This window comes from Desulfuromonas thiophila, from assembly GCF_900101955.1.
GTDB classification, from domain to species: Bacteria; Desulfobacterota; Desulfuromonadia; order Desulfuromonadales; family Desulfuromonadaceae; genus Pseudodesulfuromonas; species Pseudodesulfuromonas thiophila.
The window spans coordinates 1-20,345 of record NZ_FNAQ01000009.1; the positions used below are offsets into that span (position 1 = coordinate 1).

Below are 20,345 nucleotides of genomic sequence, written 5' to 3' on the forward strand. Positions count from 1 at the left end.
GATAGTTTCGCGCTCTTTGATCGGCCTCCCAAGCCATTGCCGGCAGCGGCTGACTGGGACATGCTTTTCGATCTGAACCAGCTCAAGGATCTTGACCAGGCGCTTCTCCGGTTTTGTCAACGGATCGGGCAGGTTTTCGTCAAGATAGGGGAATAGACTTTGCTGTACTGTTCCCATCAACCATGATACTTTGGCCTTGAGCTTCATTGGCAACCTCCTGACAGTTGTTTGGCGTCGTAACCTAACAATATCAGATGGTTGCTTCTGGGGCTCGACTTATATGCGGTTGCATCAAATACATTCGGAAGGCCGCATGTACTTTTGCAAGAAGCTCATGGCGTATCTGATTGCCGGCAAGCTCAAATTTCCTCAACCCACTTGAAACAGCGAGGAGCCTCATTTTCGTTTACGGATAAAATTTACGAGTTAGGCAGTTACTCACCTGTGGCAACGTGCTTTCTATTGAGGGTTCGTTGAAGCCGACCTTCTTTCATGAGTAGACCAATTATGCTGTAGCTGAGGTAATCTTTTGAGCCACCACCGTAGTCGGATTGCAGACCTAGATATTTTGCGGCATCTGAGTTTGAAATGCCGTGGGGGTTGGCCTTGGCTAGCTCCATTACGGCAGACTTCATAAGTTTGAGTGCCATCTGAGCTTTTTCGTAGCAGCCGTCTGGAATATTTGCTCTGACATGACGGCTAATATTTTCAGGATTAGGTTTTACGCGGTTTGTCAACAAACCGCCTTGCGAGCGGATTCCGAATGCCGAGATAAGTTCTGCTTCTATTTTGAGTGCCTGTTGTTCAGTTAAGTTGTCTGCAAGAATAGTGTGGATTACATTTTGACCAGAGTCTTTAATCTGCTGGATAAGTTGACCTTTTTCTGATTCGTCGATATTCGCCTGATGTTCCCAGGCGCGATTACCAGTTCCTTTGCCAATGTAGAATGGCTTTGAAGGTCTTTGGCGTGGGTCTTTTAGGGCATAAACATAAAATGGATTTTGTGCCATAAATATTCTTTCTGCCTAACATTCCCAATATCTCAAAAAATTTCCACTTATTGCCTTTTATAGGCAGGCAACTTTTCTATCTATTACGATATTGGCGACCAAAATCTGGAAACATATTTTCCATGTTTGCTGTATCCAATATTTTCCACCTATGGGCATAACAGCGGTAAAAAACGGAAATTTCCCTGTCTGAATGCCTGCTGAAAAATTAAACAACATTCGTAAATATAGTGAAAAATTACCCTGCGTTTATCGCACCGGGCTTATTTACTGTCAACGATTAATTCTGTCTCTGTCTTAATCTGATTTTTGCAGCGAGGCGCCGGCGGGTGTGTTTCTGGCACTGCTGGTTTGTTGGCGCGGTGGTGATGGCTGTTGGAGATGTTGCTCTGGATTCAGGGTTTTCCGCCCCAGCGAAGGGCGAATTTTTCACCTTTTTTGTAGCAGATATAACAAAGAAGGGCCGACAGGAGCAGGACATAGAGGAGGAAGAAGGGCAGCCGCCAGGGGTGGCTGGCGATTTCGACCACGGCGCCGCCGGCTAGCAGCAGGGCCAGGTAGCCGCCCAGAACCAGCCAGCCCTGCCAGGTGATGGGCAGGCCCCAGCCAATGCCGTAGCGTTTGGCGGCAAACCAGGGCGATTGCGGCGCCTTTATCTGTTGGTGGGGCGCTGCGGCTTGCGCGTTACTTGCTGGCGTTGGCGCGGGTTTGGGCTGTGGCTTGTTCATGACTGCGGCTTGAAGCGTTCGGCCAGGGCGGCGAAGGGCGAATGGTTCAGGGTCGGTTTGCTGATGGCGGTGGGGCCGCTGGCTTCGCGCTGTTGTTCGATGGCGCGGACGTGTTCCTGTTCGTGACAGTAGATGCACAGCAGTTCCCAGTTGCTGCCGTCGGGCGGGTTGTTGTCGTGGTTGTGGTCGCGGTGGTGGACGGTCAGTTCGCGCAGTTTCTTGCCTTCGAATTCGCGGCAGCAGCGGCCGCAGACATGGGGAAACAGTTTGAGGGCCTGTTCGCGGTAGCCGTCCTGGCGTTTGAGGGCGTCGCGGCGGGCTTCGGCCAGAATCTCGTCGGTGGGGCGCATGTACAGCTCCTTGGGGGTTGGCGGGCGCAATGGGGGAGAAAGCGGTTGCCGGAATGCGGCGGTGTCTCTATCCTGCCCTGTCACGACCCGTTTGGCAAGAGGCTGAAAAGGGCGGATTTTAAGGAGAATCATCCGATGAACAGACGTCTTCGATCCGCCTTGGCCGGACTTGTGCTGCTGGCGCTGCTGACGCTGGTCGGCTGTTTTGAGCAGGAAGCGCCGCCGCTCACGGCTGCTGGCGACCTGGGCGAGGCTGACGTTTTGGGCAGGGCGGGCAGCCTGGGCCTGCAGCGCTATGTGCTGCAGGGGCCGCCGGTGGTGCTTGGCCCGGCCGTGCGTAATGCCTCGGGGCTGGCTTACAATGCGGTCAGCGGCACGCTGTTTGTGGTGATGAATCAGCCGGCCCGGCTGCTGGAGGTGGCTCTTGACGGCACGCTGCTGCGCCAGATTGAGCTGGACGGCTTTGAGGATACCGAAGGGGTGGTCTGGCTGGGTGGCGAGCGTTTCGCCCTGATCGAGGAGCGCCGCCGGCTGCTCAATCTGCTGGTGGTGCCGCCCGGCGCCAGCCGGATTGCCTATGTCGATGCCCGGCGTTATCTGGTGGATGCTACCGAGGCCGGCAACAAGGGGCTTGAAGGGGTGGGCTGGGACGCGGCCAGGGCGCATTTTCATCTGGCCAAGGAAAAGCGGCCGCGCCAGCTTTATCGCTTGCAGCTGCCGGCGCAGGAGGGCGGCAGCGTGCGGATTGACAGCCCTTGGGATGTGCAGCGGTACGGTCTGGGGCTGAAGGATCTGTCGGATCTGTACCACTGTGACCGGACCGGCAACCTGTTGCTGCTGAGTGACGAATCCCATGCGGTGGTGGAGGTGGACGAGCACGGCCGTGAACGGTCGCGCCTGTGGCTGAAGAAGGGCCATGCCGGTCTGGATCACAGCATCAAGCAGGCCGAAGGGCTGGTGCTCGATGGCCGTGGCACCCTGTATATCTGCAGCGAACCCAATCTGCTCTACATCTTCGCGCCGGCGGCGGCGGACAAGCGGCTGAAAAACAGCCTGTAAAAAGCCCCGGCCGTGACCTTTTCAACCGCCCGCTACAGCAGAAACAGCAGGCTGAGCAGTCCCGGCAGCAACAGTGCCGCCAGGCCCAGCAGCAGGCGGCCATGGTGGCGCGGGCCGAGAATGGTGACAAACAGCAGCCCCTTGACCAGTGTGTTGCTGACGCAGGCCAGCACAATGGCCAGACTGGCGGCTTCGGCCGGCAGACCCTGACGGGCCGAGCGGGCCAGCGACAGGCTGATGGCATCGACATCCACCAGACCGGAAATGAGCGCCAAGGCATAGAGACCCTGCTGGCCGAACCAGGCGTTCATGGCCTTGGCCAGCACCAGCACCAGCGCCAGCAGCAGACCGAACTGCAAGGCCATGGCCAGTTGCAGTGGATTCTTCAGCTCCAGACCGGTGGTGGTTTCGCCCGCGCCGTTGTCGGGCCGCAGCCACAGCCACAGGGCGCCGGCCAGCAGTCCGGCCATCAGGCTCAGCAGCGGCGGCCACAGCTGGCGCAGCAGGGCTGAATGCACCACGGCCACCTCGACCAGTACCCGCACGCACATGATGGCCGAGGCCAGCAGGGCGGCGGCGGCCAGCAGACGGTAGCGCTGCTGCAGCCGGGCCTGGCGGGCCAGACTCAGGGTGACGGCGGTGGAAGACACCAGCGCGCCGGCCACGGCGGTGAGCAGGATGCCTCTTTTCTGTCCCAGCAGCCGCACGGCCAGGTAGCCGGCGAAGGACAGGGATGAGATCAACACCACCATCCACCAGATCCAGTAGGGATTAAGGGCCTGCCACGGACCGTAGCCCTTGTTGGGCAGCAGCGGCAGCAGCACCAGCGAGATGACCAGCAGCTTGATGGTGGAAAAGAATTCCTGTGGCTGCACGCGGCCGAGCCAGCGATGCAACAGCGGTTTGCTGCTGAGCAGGGCCATGACCACCACCGTCAGGCCGATGGCCGGCAGCGGTCGGCCACGGCAGGCCCAGGCCGCCAGGACAAAACAGAGCAGCATGGCGAAGGCGGTGGTAACGCCGACGTCCCGATCCTTGCGCACGTCCTGCAGATGAGCGGCCACCACCAGTGCGGTGACCGCCAGCAAGGCGACGGCCAGCAGCCAGGGCGGCTGCTGCGGCTCGATCAGGGCGGCCACGCCGCCCAGCAGGCCGATGAGGCTGAAGGTGCGGATGCCGGCAACGCGGCTGCCGTCGCGCTTGTCGCGGTCGTACCAGCCGCGTTCGCTGCCGATCAGCAGGCCGATGGCCAGGGCCGTGGCCAGTTTCAGACTCAGGTCGTAGACATCCGTCATGACGATCCTTTCACGGGGGGCCGCGCCGGCAACGCCGCCTGTCAGCGACCCCCGGAAGAGACCCTTTTTTCTCAGGATACCAGGGAGCCTTTGTGTGACCAGCCCCTTGCACAGCTTGCAGCAACGTTTCGGCCATGCCGCCTTCCGGCCGCCGCAGCAGGAGATCATCGACTGCCTGATCGCCGGTCGCGATGTGTTTGTACTGATGCCCACCGGCGCCGGCAAGTCCCTCTGTTACCAGATTCCGGCCCTGCACCGGCCCGGTACCGCTCTGGTGGTATCGCCGCTGGTGTCGCTGATGAAGGATCAGGTCGATGCTCTCACCGCCGCCGGTATCCGGGCGGCCTGCTACAACGCCACCCTGACGGCGGAACAGGCCCGCCAGGTGCTGGCGCGGCTGCACCGGCAGCAGCTCGATCTGCTCTATATCGCGCCGGAACGGCTGATGAGCGCGGCCTTTCTCGAACGGCTGCGGGAGGTGCCGCTGGCGCTGATCGCGGTGGACGAGGCCCACTGCGTGTCGCAGTGGGGCCATGATTTCCGCCCCGAATACGTTCAGCTCGGCCGCCTGCGCCAGCTGTTTCCGCAGGTGCCGCTCATTGCCCTGACGGCCACGGCCGACCGTCAGACGCGCCAGGACGTGGTGGCGCGCCTGGGCCTTGAGCAGGCTGAAACCTTTGTGCGCAGTTTCGATCGCCCCAATATTCAATACCGGGTGGTGGAAAAGCTCAAACCCTTTGCCCAGCTGGAGGCCTTTCTCAGCCGCCGGCGTGACCAGTCCGGCATCATCTACGCCCTGAGCCGCAAGCGGGTGGAGGAGATTGCCGCCAAGCTGGCCCAGCGCGGTCATGCCGCGGCCGCCTACCACGCCGGGCTGGCCGATGGCGAGCGCCAGGCGGTGCAGGAGGCCTTTCTGGCCGATGAGCTGCGGCTGGTGGTGGCGACGGTGGCCTTCGGCATGGGCATCGACAAGCCCAATGTGCGCTTTGTGGTGCATTACGATCTGCCCAAGAACATCGAAAGCTACTATCAGGAAACCGGCCGCGCCGGTCGTGACGGGCTGCCGGCGGAGGCGCTGCTGCTGTTCGGTTATGGCGATATCAGCATTGCCCGCGGTCTGATCAGCAAGGGCAGCAATGCCGAACAGGTACGCATTGAACTGCACAAGCTTAACGCCATGGTCAGCTACGCCGAACCGCTGACCTGCCGGCGGCGGGCACTGCTGGGCTATTTCGGCGAGCCGCTGGCCGAGGATTGCGGCAACTGCGATTTCTGTCTCAATCCGCCCGAGCGTTACGACGCCACCGAGGACGCCCGCAAGCTGCTGTCCTGCGTTTATCGCGTCGGTCAGCGTTTTGGCGCCGGCCATGTGATTGATGTGCTGCGCGGCCAGCGCAACCAGCGCGTGCTGCAGCTGGGGCACGACCGCTTGAGCACCTTCGCCATTGGCAGCGAGGTGTCGGTTGAGAGCTGGACCGGGCTGGTGCGGCAGCTGGTGCATCTGGGTTATCTCTACCCCGATGTCGCCAATTATGGCGTGCTCAAGCTGACCGAGGCCGCCCGGCCGCTGCTGACTGGCCAGCAGCAGCTGTGGCTGGCGCGCCCCCGTTTGAAGGATGCCGCTGCTGGCGGCGAGCGCCCGGCCGGGCGGGGCCGGAAGCTGCGGTTGCGGCGCCGCTGACGGCGACCTGACCCAGGTGGCGCACGGGAGGGTTCAGGAACGCCGGTCGCTGGGCAGCAGGCCCAGCGCCAGCAGGATCAGCGACGGACCGGCCAGCACCAGCAGCGCCAGGGTCGCCAGCAGGCCCCTGGCTTCATCCTGCGGTGCCTGCCAGGCCGCTAGCTGGGCCAGCAGGCACAGCAACAGACCGGCGCCGCCCAGTCGGCGGCGGTTGCGGCCGGTTCTGTGCCGGTCATCCTGGGGCGGTGCCGCTGAGCGCCGCAGCAACAGGCCGGCAATCAGCAGGGTCGGTCCAGCCCAGCGCAGCGGCGCCAGCAGTTCGGCCGCCAGCCGCTGCTGTGGCGCGACCAGCAGGTTGTAGCAGAGCAGGGCGCCGATCAGGATCAGGACGCTAGCGAGGCGGTGGCGATTGGCGGGGCCGGGTTTTTGCTTCATGGTTGCTCCCTGTCGTTCGATACTCGCCTGTCTTGCCGGTGACGCTTGTTGTCCCGCCGGCCACAGCGGGTTACAGCGGCCAGAACCACAGGATGAGCGGTACGGCCTTCAGGAGCACCAGCAGGGTCAGCGGTCATGGCGCGGCTGGCTGCTGGGCCGGCGTCGCAGCGGCGGCATCGAGCCGGTAAAAGGCGCGGGCGTTTTCGTACAGCACCTGACGGGCACCGACCGGGCCGAGGGTTTGGCGAATCCGTTCCAGATCCGTGGCCTGGAACGGGCGTGGCGTGCGGGTGCCGGGCAGATCGGTGCCGAACAGCAGGGCGGCCGGATTGGCTTCATAGAGCTGGCGCAGGGCCGGAGCGAGGGGGAAATCCACCCGGCCAAAGCCTGTCGCCTTGACCCGCACGCCACGTTCGGCCAGGCGCAGTAGCACATCGAAACCTGTGGCGGTCAGCCCCAGATGATCAATGCTGACCGCCGGCAGGGCGCTGAGCAGGTCGAACAGGGGCGCCAGTTCGGCCGAGGCGCAGTACAGTTCGCAATGCCAGCCGGCGATTTCGTGCACCCGCCGTGCCAGGCGGTCGAGTTCATCAATGCCGGCTGAACCGCCGCGTTTAAGGTTGAAACGCAGGCCGCGCACGCCGGCGCGGTCCAGTCGGAGGATTGCGGCATCGCTTACCGTTGCCGGCAGCTGGGTCACCCCGACAAAACTGGGACCGAGCTGGCGCAGCGCCGCCAGCAGGTAGCTCTGGTCGAAGGCCTGGAACGAGCCGGACACAACGGCGCCAGCGCAGATGCCGAGCGGTTCGCTAAGGGCGCGATAAGCCGCACAGTCAAACGCCGGCGGCAGATAGCCCTGATTGGCTACCAGTGGAAAGCCGGCGGCGATGATGTGCAGATGGGCGTCGAAGATCGGTTCGCTGGTCATGCTGGCCTCTGGCGCTTAGTAGGCTGTTGAAAAACAGCCTGCTGGAGCCCATGGACGGGCGACCAAAATCAATCATTACTTCGTAATGGATTGATTTTGTGAGCAAGACGGAAATCGCATTTTCGGCTTGCGTCGTTGAAAAAGCCCTGGATGGGACTTTTTCAACATCCTAGGGTGAACAAACCTTGCCGCAAAACCTTACCCGCCGGCCAGCAGGGCTGCAAGGGGGTGGGGCGGGGAAAATGCGACGATTTTGCTGCCGATGACCGGCCGGTCATGTTAAGCTGCCGGCCGCCCGGCAGTCATCAGGCGGTTGACGGGCGGACCATGGCAACAGAGCGTTTGACATAAGGAAGCGGCAAATCATGAATGACAAGCTGTTTGATGAACGGGAAGAGGAGCTGGACGCACAGGATGCCCTGACCGATGAGGAGATGACCGAGGGCGATTTCGCCGCCCTGCTGGAAGAGAGCCTCAGCGGTACTGGCCGGCTTGAGATCGGTCAGCAGATCGAGGCGACCATTCTGCAGATTGGACAGGACTGGGTTTTCCTCGATGTCGGCCAGAAGGGCGAGGGGGTGCTCGATGTGCGCGAACTGCAGGATGACGCTGGCGCCCTGACGGCTCAGGTCGGCGAACGGGTGGCGGTCTATTTCATGTCGCGCGCCGGTGGTGAACTGCGCTTTACCCGTCGTATCGGCTCCGGCCCGGCGGGCGCGGCCCAGCTGGAAGAGGCCTGGCGCAGTGGGATTCCGGTGGAAGGCCGGGTGGAAAAGGAAATCAAGGGTGGCTACGAGATTGCCCTGCCGGGCAGCGCGCGCGCCTTCTGCCCCTTTTCGCAGATCGGCCTGCGGCGACAGGACGATCCGGCGACCCTTATCGGCCAGAGCTTTCCGGTCAAGATCAGCCAGTTTGGCGCCCAGGGGCGCAACATTGTGGTCTCGCGCCGGGCGGTGCTGGAAGAGGAACGGCGGGCCCGTCGTGAGGAACTCCGCAAAACCCTCAAGGAGGGCCAGCGGGTGATGGGTGAGGTAACCTCCATCCGCGATTTCGGCGCCTTTGTCGATATCGGCGGCATCGAGGGGCTGTTGCCCATTGCCGAGGTGTCTTACGGCCGGGTGGAGAATCTGGCCGATCTGCTGCAGGTGGGCCAGCAGCTGGAGCTGATGGTCAAGAGCCTTGACTGGCAGGCGGAGCGCTTCTCCTTCAGCCTGCGCGACACCCTGGCCGATCCCTGGGGACAGGTGCGTGAGCGGTTCCCCGTTGGCAGTACCCACCAGGGCAAGGTGGTGCGGCTGGCGCCTTTCGGCGCCTTCGTCCAGCTCGATGAGGGCATCGATGGTCTGGTGCACATCTCCCGCCTGGGTGCCGGCAAGCGCATCAGCCACCCGCGCGAGGTGCTGCAGGAAGGTCAGCCGCTGGCGGTTGCCATCGAGAGCATCGACGAGGCGGCCCACCGTATTGCCCTGGTGCCGGCCGAGGCCGCTGCCGAGGTGGCGCCGACCAGCTGGAACGAGCGGCCGGCGGCGACCGCTGGCGCCGGCCGGAGCGGGTTGGGCAGCCTGGGTGATCTGCTGCGCGCCAGTCAGGACAAGAAAACACGCGGCCGCGAGCGGCGCCGGTGAAGCCGGCAGGAGGATGGCGATGACAGAACAGCAGACGGCTGTGCCGCCCTGCCCCCAGTGTGGTTCGCTGTACGGTTACCCCGATGGTCTGTTGCTGATCTGCCCCGAGTGCGGCCATGAATGGACGCCGCAGGGCGGTGCGGAGGCTGCCTGTGCCGTGCTGGCGCGCGATGCTCATGGCACCCCGCTGCAGGATGGCGACAGCGTGACGGTGATCAAGGATTTGAAGATCAAGGGTTCGTCCCAGGTGGTCAAGGTGGGCACCCGGGTCAAGAACATCCGCCTGGTCGAGGGCGATCACAACATTGATTGCCGTATCGATGGCATCGGGGCGATGAAACTGAAGTCGGAGTTTGTCCGCAAGCAATAGCGGACGCAACGCAAGGAAGATTGTCGACCGCTCCGTGCCCCGCAAGAGGCACGGAGTTTTTTTTCAGGCTCGCGGGTCGCCCTGCGGCACACGGTTCCAGATCAGCCAGTAGTAGCCGAGGGTTTCCATCAGGGTGGTGAATTTGGCGAAATCGACCGGTTTGACCACATAGCTGTTGGCATGGCGGTCATAGGCCTGCAGCAGGTCACTTTCCGCCGCCGAGGTGGTCAGCACCACCACGGGAATGTTGGCCAGCGCCGGGTCGCTTTTGACCCGCTCCAGCACCTCCAGGCCGTCGACCCGCGGCATGCGCAGATCAAGCAGAATCAGCCCCGGTCGCGGGGCCTGCTGCGGTTCGGCGAAGGGGGGCCGGCGGTAGAGATAATCAAGGGCCTGCTGACCATCGCTGACATGGATCAGGCGGTTGGCAATGCGCGACTGCTCCAGCGTCCGCCGTACGATTTCGGCATGGGCCGGCTCATCTTCAGCCAGCAGAATGACAATGGCTTCTCCTTCCATGAAGGTCTCCTTTCCGGTCTGGCGGACTGTTGGCAAACAGCCTGCTAGGGCGCCGGGCTCTCGGGCAGCATTGTGGCCGCCTGCAGGGCTGCCGGCAGGGTGAAGCAGAAACAGCTGCCCCGGCCAAGGCCTGCGGATTCGGCCCAGATCTGGCCGCCCTGATGGCTGACAATCTTTTTCGCCAGGGCCAGTCCCAGGCCGCTGCCCTCGGCATTCGGGTCGAGCTGGGTGAACAGGCCGAAGATGCGTTCGCATTGCTGCGGCTCAATGCCCAGACCGTTATCGCACACATAGAAAACCGGCGGGCTGCTGCTGCGCACACCGATGTCGATGCGTAGCTGGGCCTGCTGGCCACGGTACTTGATCGCGTTTTCGATCAGGTTCTGCCACAGCTGCACCAGTTGCAGCGGATCGGCCCGCAGCAGCTGGGGCATGTCAGCGATCTGCAGCTGGATGCTGTGATCCTGCAGGCGGCCGGCCAGGGCGGCCAGGCTGTCCTGCACCAGACTGTTGACCGTGCGGGTCTGGGCCGGCTGTTCAAGGCGGCCGACGCGTGACAGCTGCAACAGACCGGCCAGCAGCTGTTCCATGCGACTGGCGGCGCCATCAAGATAGTTCAGATCCTTGGTGATGCGCGCGTCATCGCCGGCTGTCAGATCCTGCCGCAACAGCGCCAGAAAGGCCTTGATGGTGACCAGCGGGCTCTTCAGGTCATGTGAAACGCTGTAGATCAGCTGCTCCATTTCGCGGTTTTTGTGCTGCAGATCCTCCTGCAGCTGCTTGAGGGCGCTGATGTCCTGATGAGTGCCGGCCATCAGCAGGGGCTGACCGTCGTGCCACTGTACCACGCGGCCGCAGTCGAGCACCCAGATCCAGTAGCCCTGTTTGTGGCGCAGCCGTGCCTCGCAGCGGTAGGCGGGCAATTCGCCGGCCAGATGGCGGGCGATGAGGGCTTCGCTGCGTTGCAGATCCTCCGGGTGGGCCAACCGGCGCCAGGTTGTGATGCTGAGGGGTTCCAATTCGGCCAGCGAATAGCCGATCATGGCGGCCCAGTGCTCATTGATCGCCAGGGCGCCGGTTTGCAGGTTCCATTCCCAGCTGCCGGCGCCGGTGGCGTTGAGGATGTCCTGCAGGCGCTGTTCGTTGTGGCGCAAAACCTCCTGCGTCCGGCGGATGCCGCTGAGGCTGCGTTGGGCCAGCACAAACACCAGCAGGGCGCTGAGCACCACGAAGAGCATGCCCTTGAAGGTCTGCAGCTGACTGAGGCGGTGGCCGTCGCTGGCCAGTTGCAGCAGCAGGCGGTCACTGACGAGAATCCAGATGGTCGAAAACAGCAGATAGAGCGCCGCGATGCCTGCCGCGATCCGGCCGGGGCGCAGCTGCTGAGCCGCCGGCGCGGCGGTGGTGCTGCAGGTAGCCCGGTTCATACAGGAGACTCCTTGAGCGTAAAAGGTGAAAGCCGTGATTTCAGCAACGGGGCGGCCGCGGATCGGCCAGGGCCGCCGGCAGGGTGAAGAAGAAGCAGCAGCCTTGTCCCGCACCGGCCGATTCCACCCAGATACGGCCGTCGTATTGCTCGACAATGCGCTTGGCCAGCGCCAGTCCCAGGCCACTGCCGGGAGTGTTGCGGTCGAGCTGTTCGAACAGGCCGAAGATTTTTTCGGCATAGCCGGGTTCGATACCCTGGCCGTTGTCGCCCACATAGAAGCGGGCTGTGGCGGTCGGCTCGCTGATGACGCCCAGACGGATCTGCAAGGGCTGGTCGGCGCGCCGGTACTTGATGGCGTTTTCGATCAGGTTCTGCCACAGCTCCAGCAGCCTGGGCCGCTGGGCCAGCAGGCGCAGCCGACAGGGCCGGATCTCCAGCGCGACCTGATGCTGCTGCAACAGACCGCCAAGCAGCACCTGCACCTCCTCGATCAGTTCATCGTAGAAGAAGCTTTGTGGCGGCTCCCCCGGCTGCCCCAGGCGCGAGAAGCGCAGCAGACCATCGAGCAGCTGCTCCATCTGACGGGTGGCGGTGCGCAGATGGTGCAGGTCGCTGGCAATGCGTTCGCGGTTGTCGCTGGCGAGATCCTGTTCGAGAAAGCTCAGGAACGCCATCGAGGTCACCAGTGGTGATTTGAGGTCGTGGGAGATGGTGTGGTTGAAGCGTTCCAGCTCGACGTTGCGCTGTTGCAGTTCACGGGCCTGACGTTGCAGCGCCTGCAGGGCGGAGCGGGCGGTCAGCTGATCGGTCAGGATCTTGCCGACCAGAATGGTGGCCAGCGGATAGAACAGCAACACCGGCGGGCCGATGGTTTTTTCAACGGTCCAGACCAGTTCGGCCGGCAGGGCCAGCATCAGGGCCATCATGGCCAGATGGACCAGCAGGCCGAAACCGTGCAGTTGCCCGGTAGACGGCAAGGCCCCTGAACGGCGCAGACGCCGGTGGCCAAGCCAGCCCAGCGTCATGGAGGACAGAATGACCAGACAACCGACCAGGGTGCCGACGCCGCCCAGCTGAATACGGAGGCCGAGGGGCAACAGGCTGGCAATGCTGCCGGCCACGGGACCGAAGAAGAGGGCGCACAGGCTGATCATGACCGAACGGCCATCGAAGATCAGCCCCGGCCCGGCCACCAGCGGCCGCAGCATGCCCAGCACGGCCGCGCCGCCGAACAGCAGGCCCTGCAGCAGCTGACCGCTGCGACGGTTGCGGTCCCAGCGTTTGTCGATGAAACCGGACAGCACGCTCAGAGCCACCAGCAACGCCAGGTTGAACAGCAGATCAAGGGAAAACACGCCGGCAATCTCCGAAGCCATAGAGGAAGAAGGAGAAACAGCGGCAGCGGGGCAGGGCGGGTGCGCTCCTGCCGGCTTGCCCCGCTTGCAGTCTAGCAGAGATCGGCCGGCTGTCTCGTGGCCGGCCGATGAGAATTGTGTCAGGCGTGGGGGGTGCCGTGCCGCTGGCTGCGCCAGCGTTCGGCGGTGTTGGCGGCCTCGAACAGAAAATGGCAGCTGCCTTCATAGAGCAGATCGCTTTTGAGCTGTGAGCCCAGCTCCTCCCAGTTGGGATAGCCCCGCAACAGCAGGCCCTTGCCCAGCTGATGACTGAGCCGCTCGGCGTGGAAATTGCCGATCAGCACATCGAAGTCGGTCGCGGCCGCGGCAATATCGGCCAGATCGCCGACCTGAACCCTGTCGGCGGCCACACTGGCCAGCTGCGGCGTGGCCGTGCTGGCCACGGCCAGAACCACCTGGCCGCCAGCTTCGCCCAGGGCGGCCGCCAGTCCGACCAGCTGGTCGGGTTCGCCGCTTAAGGCGAAGCGGGTCTGGCCGAGGGCGAAGTGGCAGTCGAGCAGGGTATCCTGCAGGCGGCTGCGCCAGCGCGCCACCGCCAGCGGAGGCCGTTTGCGGCCACTGGCCGCCAGCAGTCGCTCGATCAGGGCATCCGTTGCCAGCAGTCCCTGCAGGTGATCGCAGCTCCACAGTTCCATGGCCGGGTTCTTGCGTTGCAGGGCCTCGGCGCAGGGTCGCATGGATTGGCCGATGGCCAGCACATGAGAGCAGCGCGCCAGCGTGCGCAGCTCCGCCAGCGGCAGGCCGCCATCGCTGAGCACCGACTGGCCCTGCCCCAGATGGCCGTCGAGGGCGCTGGACAGATCGGGCAGGGCCAGAACACGAAAGCCGAAGGAGGCGATCAGCTCCTTGATGCGCTCGACCTCCAGTGGTTGCAGGCTGACATGGGGCAGCAGGGCCAGCTGATGCGGTGTGCAGTGGGGCTGCGGTTCCACCAGCTGCTCAATCAGGGCGCGGGTGGCCAGCGCCCAGCCGCTTTCGAAGCCGCCTTCGTAATCCGGCGTGGCCACCCACACCAGCGGCAGGCCGTTCTCGCCCTGGTCAAGCTGGCGCGCGGCGCGCTGCAGATCGTCGCCCTTGGTTTCGGTCAGGCCGGTGCTGTGCAGGCCGATGAGGGCCGGGCGGGATTTTTCGCCAATGGTACGCAGCGCTTCGGCGATGCCTGCATCGCCGCCATCGAGGATGGCGCAGATATCGCTGACTGCCGTGGTCTGAATGGCGATGGGTTCGCAGAAGTGACGGGTGAAGAACACCTTGGTAAACGAGGCGCAGCCCTGGGCGCCATGCATCAGCGGCAGGCAGCCTTCAATGCCGAAAAAAGCCAGCGCCGCGCCCATGGGCTGCGACAACTTGAAGGGATTGATCTGCAGCGCCCTGGCGGGCGTGGAAGTCAGCGCAGCCATGGGGCCTCCGTGCCGGCCAGGTGGAACACTGGATTCTGCAGGGCATTTTTGATGTCTTCGGCTAGGTTAAGCAGGCCATTGTAACCGCCGTAACTCTTTTTCTTTTCCTGATTGACATCGATAAAGGCGATGCGTTTTTTAACCGCCGTGTACAGGCTGCGGCCACCGGCCAGCAGCAGATCGGCGCCGAAGTCCTCGATGGCCTGCAGCTGCTGGCTGGCCGGCTGGGTCATCAGCAGCGCCTTTTCGCCCAGACAGGCGCGGGCGCGGGCCTTGTCGTCCTCGGTCGACTTGCGGACCGAGGTGGCGACGACCTCGATGCCGAGATCCTGCAGCGCCGAAGCGATGGACCAGGCCTTGTTGCCGCCGGTGTTGATGACGGCCTTTTTCCCCTCAAGGCACTGGCGGTAGGGCTGCAGCCGCTGCGTCAGGCGGGCTTCCTCGCGGGCGGTGACGGCCTGGGTGCGGGCGATGAGGTCAGCGTCGCCAAGGGCGGCGGCGATGGCGTTGAGACTGTTGCTGGTATCGCGCAGGCCGTAAAACGAGGCGGAGATCCAGGGGATGCCGTAGCGCTGCTCCATCTTGCGGGTGAGGCTGACCAGCGACTTGGCGCAGACCAGCACATTGAGGCGCGCGCGATGGGCGCAGCGCAGATCGGCGACACGGCCATCGCCGCTGAGACTGGCCAGGACGCGGATGCCGACCTCTTCGAGCAGGGGGCGGTACTGCCACAGATCGCCGGTGACGTTGTAATCGCCGATCAGGTTGATGTCGAAGGGCGTGGTCTGGCGGGGCTCCGCCGTGCCGATAAGCTGCTGCAACACCGCTTCGCCGGCCATGCGGCTGCCGAGATTCTTGCCGCCGGCAAAGCCGGGTACCTCCACCGCCACCACCGGCCGATCATGGTCGGCGCTGGCCTGACGGCAGACGGCAGCGATATCGTCGCCGATCAGGGCGGTGACACAGGTGGCATAGACGAACAGGGCGGCCGGCTGGTACTGTTCAACAATCTGGTCGATGGCGGCACGCAGCCGCGTCTCGCCGCCGAACACCACATCGCTGGTGCGGATGTCGGTGGTAAAGCCCATTTGGGTGAAATCGGTGCCGGGATGGCTGGTCAGGGTCAGACGGGTTTCCCAGGAAGCGCCCAGGCAGGTGATGGGGCCATGCACCAGGTGGGCGGCGTCGGCCAGCGGAAACAGGGAGATCTGCGCACCTTCGAAGGCGCAGCCGCCCGAGGTGGCGCCGGGTTTGGGACGGTTGCAGGCGCTGACGCGCCCGGCATTGTGGCTGCAGGCATCTTCCTGCAGCAGTTCGCGGATCTGGCGGCGCTGCATGGCAATCCTCCGGTCAGGGGGCAGGGGGGCACTGCCTCCGAGACTCAAGCAAGAACTGTGGCAAGCCGGCCGGGGTTGGGGGGATTTGCCGTATTCAAGCGGTCAGGCGGCGGTGCCAGCCGGGCTGGCTGCGCTGTTTTTAGGCAATCCGGCTGGCGGCCTGTGCAGGTGGTGGGCAACCGACAATCAGGGAGGTGTGATGCAAGGGCTGTGGTCCGCAAGGATTCGAGGGACAGGCTGGGGGGTGGCGGGTCTGCTGGCGCTGGCGTTGCTGGCCGGACCGCTGGCGCAGACCGTGGCGGCGCAGCTGCTCAGTGCCGAGGAGGCTCACTGTCTGGTGCAGGTGGCGGAAAGTGGCCTGTACGATCACCTGAGCATCGCGCAGCTGCGCCAGCGCTGCTGCGACCCGGCGGCGCGCGACGAAATGCTGGCGCGCCTGGCCCAGCTGGAACCGGCGGTGTCGGATCTGCAGCGCCGTGGCCAGGCGGAAACCCTGGCCAGCCGCCTGCCTTTCGCCCTGGTCGCGCATCGGCGCAACTATCTGTTGCCACTGACCTACGACCGCCAGATCGCCGGTTCCCGCTGCGCCCTGGCCGGGGAGGATATCGACCGTTTCGAGGTCAAATTTCAGTTCAGCGTCAAGGTGCCGCTGTGGCAGCAGCTGTTCGGTAGCCGGGTTGATCTGTGGGCCGGTTACAGCCAGCTGTCGTTGTGGCAGGCGTATAATAGCGATTTTTCTAGTCCGTTTCGTGAAACCAACTATGCGCCGGAACTGTTTTTGACCCTGCCGGAGGTGCTGGCGTCGCTGGGGCTGGCGGGCAGCCGTCTGAGTCTGGGCTTCATTCATGAGTCCAACGGGCGAGGCGGCAGCCAGTCGCGCAGCTGGAACCGTCTGTATGCCGATCTGGCGTTGTCGCGGGGACCGCTGACCCTGCATCTGAAACCCTGGTATCGGCTGCCGGAAGAGCGCAAGGCGCGGCCGACCTCCAGCGGTGGCGATGACAACCCCGATATCCAGCGCTATCTCGGCTATGGTGAGCTGGGGTTGGATTACCGTCTGGGTCGACAGCTGTTTGCCCTGCAGTGGCGCAACAACCTGCGGCGCGGCGACAACAAGGGCGCCGTACAGCTCGAATGGATATTTCCCCTGACTGAGCATTTGCACGGTTACATCCAGTATTTTAACGGCTATGGTGAAACGCTGATCGATTACAACCGCAGCAGCAACCGTCTGGGCCTGGGCGTCACCCTGGCCAACGGCCTGTAGCCGATGCCGCTGCGGCCCGCACCGGCTGCCGGTTTCATCCGGTGCCCGTTTCAGCGCGCCCGCTTTATCGAAGGAGAAAGATCATGACAAGGAAAGCCTGCGTTTTCGTTGGTGCCCTGGCCGCTCTGGCGCTGGGGCTGTCCGGCTGCGCCCAGCCCATGAGCCGCAGCCAGAAGGGTGCAGCCATCGGCGCTGTTTCGGGGGCGGCCGCTGGCGCCCTGGTGGGACAGGCGGCCGGTCGCGATACCAAGGCAACCCTGATCGGCGCCGGTATCGGTGCCGCGGTCGGAACCGGCGCCGGTGCCGGTATAGGTTACTACATGGACCGGCAGGAAGAAGCCCTGCGCACGGCTCTGGCCTCGGTGGAAGGGGTGCAGATCGAGCGGGTCGGCGATGAGCTTCATGTCACCTTCCGCTCCGACAACCAGTTCGATGTCGGTTCCTTCAGTCTGCGGCCGGCGGCCCAGCAGGATGTGGTGCGGCTGGCCCAGGTGCTGACCCAGTACCACAAGACCCGACTGCTGATCGCCGGTTATACCGACAGCAGCGGCAGCGAGGAACTCAATCAGCAGCTGTCAGAGCGGCGGGCGGCGGCGGTGCGCAATATTCTGCTGGCCAACGGTGTGGCCGACAGCCGCATGACGGTGGTGGGTTTCGGTGAGAGCGCCCCGGTGGCGGACAATACCAGTGACTATGGCCGTCAGCTCAACCGCCGGGTGGAATTGAAGATTTCGCCGCTGTAGCCGACCACGCCATCACATCGGCCCCGTCATGAACGTTTTCATGCCGGGGCTACGGTTTCCGACAAGGAGCGGGAATGTCGACCTCCCCTGAATTTGTTGCCGGCATGCGGCGTCTGCGCCGCCGTCGGCTGTTTTTATGGGTCATGATCGCGGTTTATCTGCCGATGATCTGGCTGGTGCTGGAGATCAGCCAGTCCGACCGGGTGACCGGCCTGTTTTTCGCCGGCTGGGTGGTACTGGTGGGCGTGGCGGCCAATCTGACGGCCTTTTGCCGTTGCCCCCAGTGTGGCAACTTTTTTCACCTCAATGGTGTCGTGCCGCTCTATCTGCGCCACTGTTTGCACTGTGGCCTGCACATCAGTGGTGATCCGGCGCGCAACGCCTTCGAGCGTCGCCGCCGGCCTTGACCGAACAAAGGAAATAGGTGATGGACGCGGTTCAGATAGGTTCATTTCTGCTGGCGGCTGTGCTGCTGACCCTGGCGCCGGGGCCGGATAATCTTTATGTGCTGACCCTGGGCGTGACGCGGGGACGGCGCGAAGCCCTGTGGACGGCCTGGGGTCTGTGCAGCGGTATCAGTATCCATACCCTGGCTGCCGCTCTGGGGGCTTCGGCCATTTTTCACAGCTCGGCGCTGGCTTTTGGCCTGCTGAAGTATCTGGGCGCGGCCTATCTGCTGTATCTGGCCTGGCAGGCCTGGCGGGCGCCGGCGCTGCAGCCGCCAGCGGGCTTGACCTCCCGCCCTGATGCGACCAGCGCCGTGGCGGCGGCCGCGGTCCTGTGGCGGCGCGGCCTGCTGATGAATGTGCTCAATCCCAAGGTGTCGCTGTTTTTTCTGGCGTTTCTGCCGCAGTTTGTTACCCCTGGGGGGCTGCCGCTGGCGCTGCAGATGCTGCTGCTGGGTTTGCTGTTCATGCTGCAGGCGCTGCTGCTGTTCGGGGCACTGGCCTGGCTGTCGGCCGGTCTGGGTCGCCGGCTGCTGGCCGGCCCTCTCGCTGGCCGGGCCGCCAACCGGTTGACGGCGCTGGTGCTGGCGGCGCTGGGATTGCGACTGGCCTGCAGTCGTGGTGGGATCTGACGCGGATGGCCGGCTTGCTGTGTATTGGTCATCGTGGCGCCATGGGCCATGCGCCGGAAAACACACTGGCATCCTTTGCCCTGGCGCTGCAGCTGGGAGCCCAGGCAGTGGAGCTGGATGTGCGTTGCGTGGCGGGCCGGTTGCTGGTGCTGCACGATGACCGGCTGGAGCGCACCACCAACGGCAGTGGTACCCTGTATGACCAGTCACTGACCCGGCTGCGCGCCCTTGACGCCGGTGGCGGCCAGCCGATTCCCTTTCTGGAAGAGGTCTGTGCCCTGCTTGCCGGCCGCGCCGCCATCAATATTGAACTGAAGGATGCCGCCAGCGTGGCGCCATTGGTGGCCTTGCTGCCCCAGCTGTGGCGGCAAGGGTGGCGGCGCGGGCAGCTGTGGGCATCCAGCTTTGACCGTGGCGTGCTGCAAGCGCTGCATGAGGCCCTGCCGCAGCTGCCGCTGGGGCTGCTGTTGGAGCAGCCCTGTCGCGCTGCCGATCTGCATTTCGCCCGCCGCCTCGGCGCCTGCGCCATTCATCCACCGCTGGCAGGCCTGCGCGCGGTCCAGGTGCGGGCCATTCAGGCGCGGGGAATGCGGGTCTATGTCTATACCGTCAACGCCTCGCGCGATCTGCGGCGGCTGCAGCGGCTGGGCGTTGACGGCGTGTTTAGCAACTACCCCGAACGGGTCGGTCGGCGGGCTCAGCGTTCCTGCCACACGGGCGGGCGTTTCTGGCGAAAGGCCTGCACCCCTTCCTGAGCGTCGGCCGTGGCGCACAGGCTGGCGAACAGATCATCCATGCTGTTGAGGGCTTCGTCATAGCAGGGGTTGTCGCCCAGCCGGTTGATGCCTTCCTTGCCGATCCGCAGTGCCAGCGGACTTTTGCGGCACAGGCTTTCCGCCAGCTGACGGGCGCTGTGTTGCAACTGATCCTCCGCCACCACCCGGTTGATCAGGCCGAGTTCCAGTGCCTTCTGCGCGCTGATGATCTCGCCGGTCAGCACCATCTCCAGGGTTTTTTTCCTTCCCAGAATCCGCAGCATCGGCGCCGCCGGTCCGAGACAGATGAGCCCGACATTGATGGCGGTGGTGCCGAACTGGGCGCTGTCGGCCGCGACGGTGAAATCGGCAGCGAAGGCCAAACCGGCGCCGTTGGCCAGGGCGTAGCCCTGCACCACGGCGATGGTCAGGGTCTTCATGCGCGCCAGCGTATGGTAGAATGCATCAATACGATAAAGAAAGTCGCGGTACTGCTGAGCGCTTTTGTCGTCGAACTGGTCGAGAGCGATGCCGGTACAGAAATGCGGCCCGGCGGCCTCGATCAACACCACCAGTACCTCGGGATCGTGCTCGCACTGCCACAGGGCGGCGTCGAGCTGATCGGCGAATTCCGGGGTGAAGGTGTTCATGGCGTCGGGGCGGTTGAGGCGGATGGTGGCGATGCGGTCCTGTTTGTGACAGAGAATCAGCGGCACGCTCATGGTATCTCTCCTTCTTGAATAAAGTAGAACAATGTTTTTCATACCCTAGACAAAAGCCGGCAGCGGAGCAACGCTTTTTTGCCCGTGGTGGTCAGAGGTGCGGGCCTGGCTGTTGGGGGTTTGGCTCGCGTAACGCTAACAATTCTATGGCAGGTATCGCGGGTGCCGGACTGCCTGGCGGTTTGCGGCGAGCTGTTTC

At 63.8% G+C, this 20,345-nt stretch carries 22 protein-coding genes; 9 read left to right on the forward strand and 13 right to left on the reverse strand.

Translation table 11 applies throughout. The annotated features are described in order from the left end of the window. The 4 genes from BLR80_RS08200 to BLR80_RS12715 all read right to left on the reverse strand — a co-directional run. On the reverse strand, positions 1-207 hold a 207-nt coding region (locus BLR80_RS08200; protein ID WP_216095196.1), incomplete at its 3' end, for a hypothetical protein. Between the two features lie 227 nt (positions 208-434). Further along, positions 435-1,010 carry a GIY-YIG nuclease family protein gene (locus tag BLR80_RS08205; protein ID WP_092078508.1) on the reverse strand — a complete coding sequence of 192 codons (576 nt, stop codon included), beginning with the start codon at positions 1,008-1,010 and terminating at the stop codon, positions 435-437. Between the two features lie 395 nt (positions 1,011-1,405). Beyond that, positions 1,406-1,738, reverse strand: coding sequence for a hypothetical protein (locus BLR80_RS08210; RefSeq protein ID WP_245691424.1), 333 nt, complete (start codon positions 1,736-1,738; stop codon positions 1,406-1,408). After that, on the reverse strand, positions 1,735-2,088 hold the full coding sequence (locus tag BLR80_RS12715; RefSeq protein ID WP_143012115.1) for a YajD family HNH nuclease: 354 nt from the start codon (positions 2,086-2,088) through the stop codon (positions 1,735-1,737). The genes BLR80_RS08210 and BLR80_RS12715 overlap by 4 nt, the downstream gene beginning before the upstream one ends. Positions 2,089-2,223: 135 nt before the next feature. Between BLR80_RS12715 and BLR80_RS08215 the strand changes: the two genes are divergently transcribed. After that, complete coding sequence (locus tag BLR80_RS08215; protein ID WP_171906381.1) at positions 2,224-3,147, forward strand: SdiA-regulated domain-containing protein; 924 nt, start codon at positions 2,224-2,226, stop codon at positions 3,145-3,147. Positions 3,148-3,179: 32 nt separating this feature from the next. On the opposite strand, the gene BLR80_RS08220 is transcribed toward BLR80_RS08215, so the two are convergent. After that, positions 3,180-4,442, reverse strand: a complete 1,263-nt coding sequence (locus BLR80_RS08220; protein ID WP_092078514.1) for an MgtC/SapB family protein — start codon at positions 4,440-4,442, stop codon at positions 3,180-3,182. Between the two features lie 94 nt (positions 4,443-4,536). Between BLR80_RS08220 and recQ the strand changes: the two genes are divergently transcribed. Then, positions 4,537-6,123 carry a DNA helicase RecQ gene (gene recQ, locus BLR80_RS08225; protein WP_245691426.1) on the forward strand — a complete coding sequence of 529 codons (1,587 nt, stop codon included), beginning with the start codon at positions 4,537-4,539 and terminating at the stop codon, positions 6,121-6,123. Positions 6,124-6,156: 33 nt separating this feature from the next. Here recQ and BLR80_RS08230 read toward each other — a convergent pair whose 3' ends face one another. Both BLR80_RS08230 and BLR80_RS08235 read right to left on the reverse strand, forming a co-directional pair. Next, entirely contained in the window at positions 6,157-6,558 is a 402-nt protein-coding gene (locus BLR80_RS08230; protein ID WP_092078520.1) for a hypothetical protein, read from the reverse strand. Between the two features lie 133 nt (positions 6,559-6,691). Continuing rightward, on the reverse strand, positions 6,692-7,486 hold the full coding sequence (locus BLR80_RS08235) for an amidohydrolase family protein (RefSeq protein WP_092078523.1): 795 nt from the start codon (positions 7,484-7,486) through the stop codon (positions 6,692-6,694). 365 nt (positions 7,487-7,851) lie between these two features. Between BLR80_RS08235 and rpsA the strand changes: the two genes are divergently transcribed. Beyond that, positions 7,852-9,111 carry a 30S ribosomal protein S1 gene (gene rpsA, locus BLR80_RS08240; RefSeq protein ID WP_092078525.1) on the forward strand — a complete coding sequence of 420 codons (1,260 nt, stop codon included), beginning with the start codon at positions 7,852-7,854 and terminating at the stop codon, positions 9,109-9,111. A gap of 19 nt (positions 9,112-9,130) precedes the next feature. Further along, the gene (locus BLR80_RS08245) at positions 9,131-9,481 is read left to right on the forward strand and encodes a zinc ribbon domain-containing protein YjdM (protein WP_092078527.1); all 351 of its coding nucleotides are present in this window, start codon (positions 9,131-9,133) and stop codon (positions 9,479-9,481) included. A 63-nt stretch (positions 9,482-9,544) separates the two neighbouring features. Here BLR80_RS08245 and BLR80_RS08250 read toward each other — a convergent pair whose 3' ends face one another. The 5 genes from BLR80_RS08250 to nifE form a co-directional block, all read right to left on the reverse strand. Continuing rightward, positions 9,545-10,000, reverse strand: a complete 456-nt coding sequence (locus BLR80_RS08250; RefSeq protein WP_092078529.1) for a response regulator — start codon at positions 9,998-10,000, stop codon at positions 9,545-9,547. A 44-nt stretch (positions 10,001-10,044) separates the two neighbouring features. After that, positions 10,045-11,427, reverse strand: coding sequence for a sensor histidine kinase (locus tag BLR80_RS08255; protein ID WP_092078530.1), 1,383 nt, complete (start codon positions 11,425-11,427; stop codon positions 10,045-10,047). A 40-nt stretch (positions 11,428-11,467) separates the two neighbouring features. Next, positions 11,468-12,784 (reverse strand): sensor histidine kinase, encoded by a 1,317-nt coding sequence (locus tag BLR80_RS08260; protein WP_171906382.1) that lies wholly within the window; start codon positions 12,782-12,784, stop codon positions 11,468-11,470. A gap of 140 nt (positions 12,785-12,924) precedes the next feature. After that, positions 12,925-14,244, reverse strand: coding sequence for a nitrogenase iron-molybdenum cofactor biosynthesis protein NifN (gene nifN, locus BLR80_RS08265; RefSeq protein ID WP_092078533.1), 1,320 nt, complete (start codon positions 14,242-14,244; stop codon positions 12,925-12,927). After that, entirely contained in the window at positions 14,232-15,581 is a 1,350-nt protein-coding gene (gene nifE / locus BLR80_RS08270; protein ID WP_092078534.1) for a nitrogenase iron-molybdenum cofactor biosynthesis protein NifE, read from the reverse strand. Before nifE ends, nifN begins: the two co-directional genes overlap by 13 nt. 244 nt (positions 15,582-15,825) lie before the next feature. Here nifE and BLR80_RS08275 point away from each other — a divergent pair, with 244 nt between their 5' ends. The 5 genes from BLR80_RS08275 (at position 15,826) to BLR80_RS08295 (ending at position 19,424) form a co-directional block, all read left to right on the forward strand. Next, on the forward strand, positions 15,826-16,848 hold the full coding sequence (locus tag BLR80_RS08275; RefSeq protein WP_171906383.1) for a phospholipase A: 1,023 nt from the start codon (positions 15,826-15,828) through the stop codon (positions 16,846-16,848). An 83-nt stretch (positions 16,849-16,931) separates the two neighbouring features. Next, positions 16,932-17,591, forward strand: a complete 660-nt coding sequence (locus BLR80_RS08280; RefSeq protein ID WP_092078539.1) for a YiaD family glycine zipper/OmpA-like lipoprotein — start codon at positions 16,932-16,934, stop codon at positions 17,589-17,591. 74 nt (positions 17,592-17,665) lie between these two features. Further along, positions 17,666-17,998: a hypothetical protein gene (locus tag BLR80_RS08285; protein WP_092078542.1), complete on the forward strand. Its 333-nt coding sequence runs from the start codon at positions 17,666-17,668 to the stop codon at positions 17,996-17,998. 20 nt (positions 17,999-18,018) lie between these two features. Then, positions 18,019-18,669, forward strand: coding sequence for a LysE family translocator (locus BLR80_RS08290; RefSeq protein ID WP_092078545.1), 651 nt, complete (start codon positions 18,019-18,021; stop codon positions 18,667-18,669). Positions 18,670-18,674: 5 nt separating this feature from the next. Then, entirely contained in the window at positions 18,675-19,424 is a 750-nt protein-coding gene (locus tag BLR80_RS08295; protein WP_092078547.1) for a glycerophosphodiester phosphodiesterase, read from the forward strand. Here the strand turns inward: BLR80_RS08295 and BLR80_RS08300 are convergent. Then, positions 19,367-20,146 carry an enoyl-CoA hydratase/isomerase family protein gene (locus tag BLR80_RS08300; protein WP_092078549.1) on the reverse strand — a complete coding sequence of 260 codons (780 nt, stop codon included), beginning with the start codon at positions 20,144-20,146 and terminating at the stop codon, positions 19,367-19,369. The two genes, BLR80_RS08295 and BLR80_RS08300, sit on opposite strands and share 58 nt — an antisense overlap. Positions 20,147-20,345: the final 199 nt, after the last annotated feature.

Coding starts and splice junctions, on each gene's coding strand:
- nifN (WP_092078533.1), bottom strand. CDS start 14,244: ATGGCTGCGCTGACTTCCACGCCCGCCAGGGCGCTGCAGATCAATCCC.
- BLR80_RS08210 (WP_245691424.1), bottom strand. CDS start 1,738: ATGAACAAGCCACAGCCCAAACCCGCGCCAACGCCAGCAAGTAACGCG.
- BLR80_RS08255 (WP_092078530.1), bottom strand. CDS start 11,427: ATGAACCGGGCTACCTGCAGCACCACCGCCGCGCCGGCGGCTCAGCAG.
- BLR80_RS08290 (WP_092078545.1), top strand. CDS start 18,019: ATGGACGCGGTTCAGATAGGTTCATTTCTGCTGGCGGCTGTGCTGCTG.
- BLR80_RS08235 (WP_092078523.1), bottom strand. CDS start 7,486: ATGACCAGCGAACCGATCTTCGACGCCCATCTGCACATCATCGCCGCC.
- BLR80_RS12715 (WP_143012115.1), bottom strand. CDS start 2,088: ATGCGCCCCACCGACGAGATTCTGGCCGAAGCCCGCCGCGACGCCCTC.
- BLR80_RS08285 (WP_092078542.1), top strand. CDS start 17,666: ATGTCGACCTCCCCTGAATTTGTTGCCGGCATGCGGCGTCTGCGCCGC.
- BLR80_RS08220 (WP_092078514.1), bottom strand. CDS start 4,442: ATGACGGATGTCTACGACCTGAGTCTGAAACTGGCCACGGCCCTGGCC.
- BLR80_RS08230 (WP_092078520.1), bottom strand. CDS start 6,558: ATGAAGCAAAAACCCGGCCCCGCCAATCGCCACCGCCTCGCTAGCGTC.
- BLR80_RS08215 (WP_171906381.1), top strand. CDS start 2,224: ATGAACAGACGTCTTCGATCCGCCTTGGCCGGACTTGTGCTGCTGGCG.
- rpsA (WP_092078525.1), top strand. CDS start 7,852: ATGAATGACAAGCTGTTTGATGAACGGGAAGAGGAGCTGGACGCACAG.
- BLR80_RS08250 (WP_092078529.1), bottom strand. CDS start 10,000: ATGGAAGGAGAAGCCATTGTCATTCTGCTGGCTGAAGATGAGCCGGCC.
- BLR80_RS08300 (WP_092078549.1), bottom strand. CDS start 20,146: ATGAGCGTGCCGCTGATTCTCTGTCACAAACAGGACCGCATCGCCACC.
- BLR80_RS08295 (WP_092078547.1), top strand. CDS start 18,675: ATGGCCGGCTTGCTGTGTATTGGTCATCGTGGCGCCATGGGCCATGCG.
- BLR80_RS08245 (WP_092078527.1), top strand. CDS start 9,131: ATGACAGAACAGCAGACGGCTGTGCCGCCCTGCCCCCAGTGTGGTTCG.
- BLR80_RS08205 (WP_092078508.1), bottom strand. CDS start 1,010: ATGGCACAAAATCCATTTTATGTTTATGCCCTAAAAGACCCACGCCAA.
- BLR80_RS08280 (WP_092078539.1), top strand. CDS start 16,932: ATGACAAGGAAAGCCTGCGTTTTCGTTGGTGCCCTGGCCGCTCTGGCG.
- nifE (WP_092078534.1), bottom strand. CDS start 15,581: ATGCAGCGCCGCCAGATCCGCGAACTGCTGCAGGAAGATGCCTGCAGC.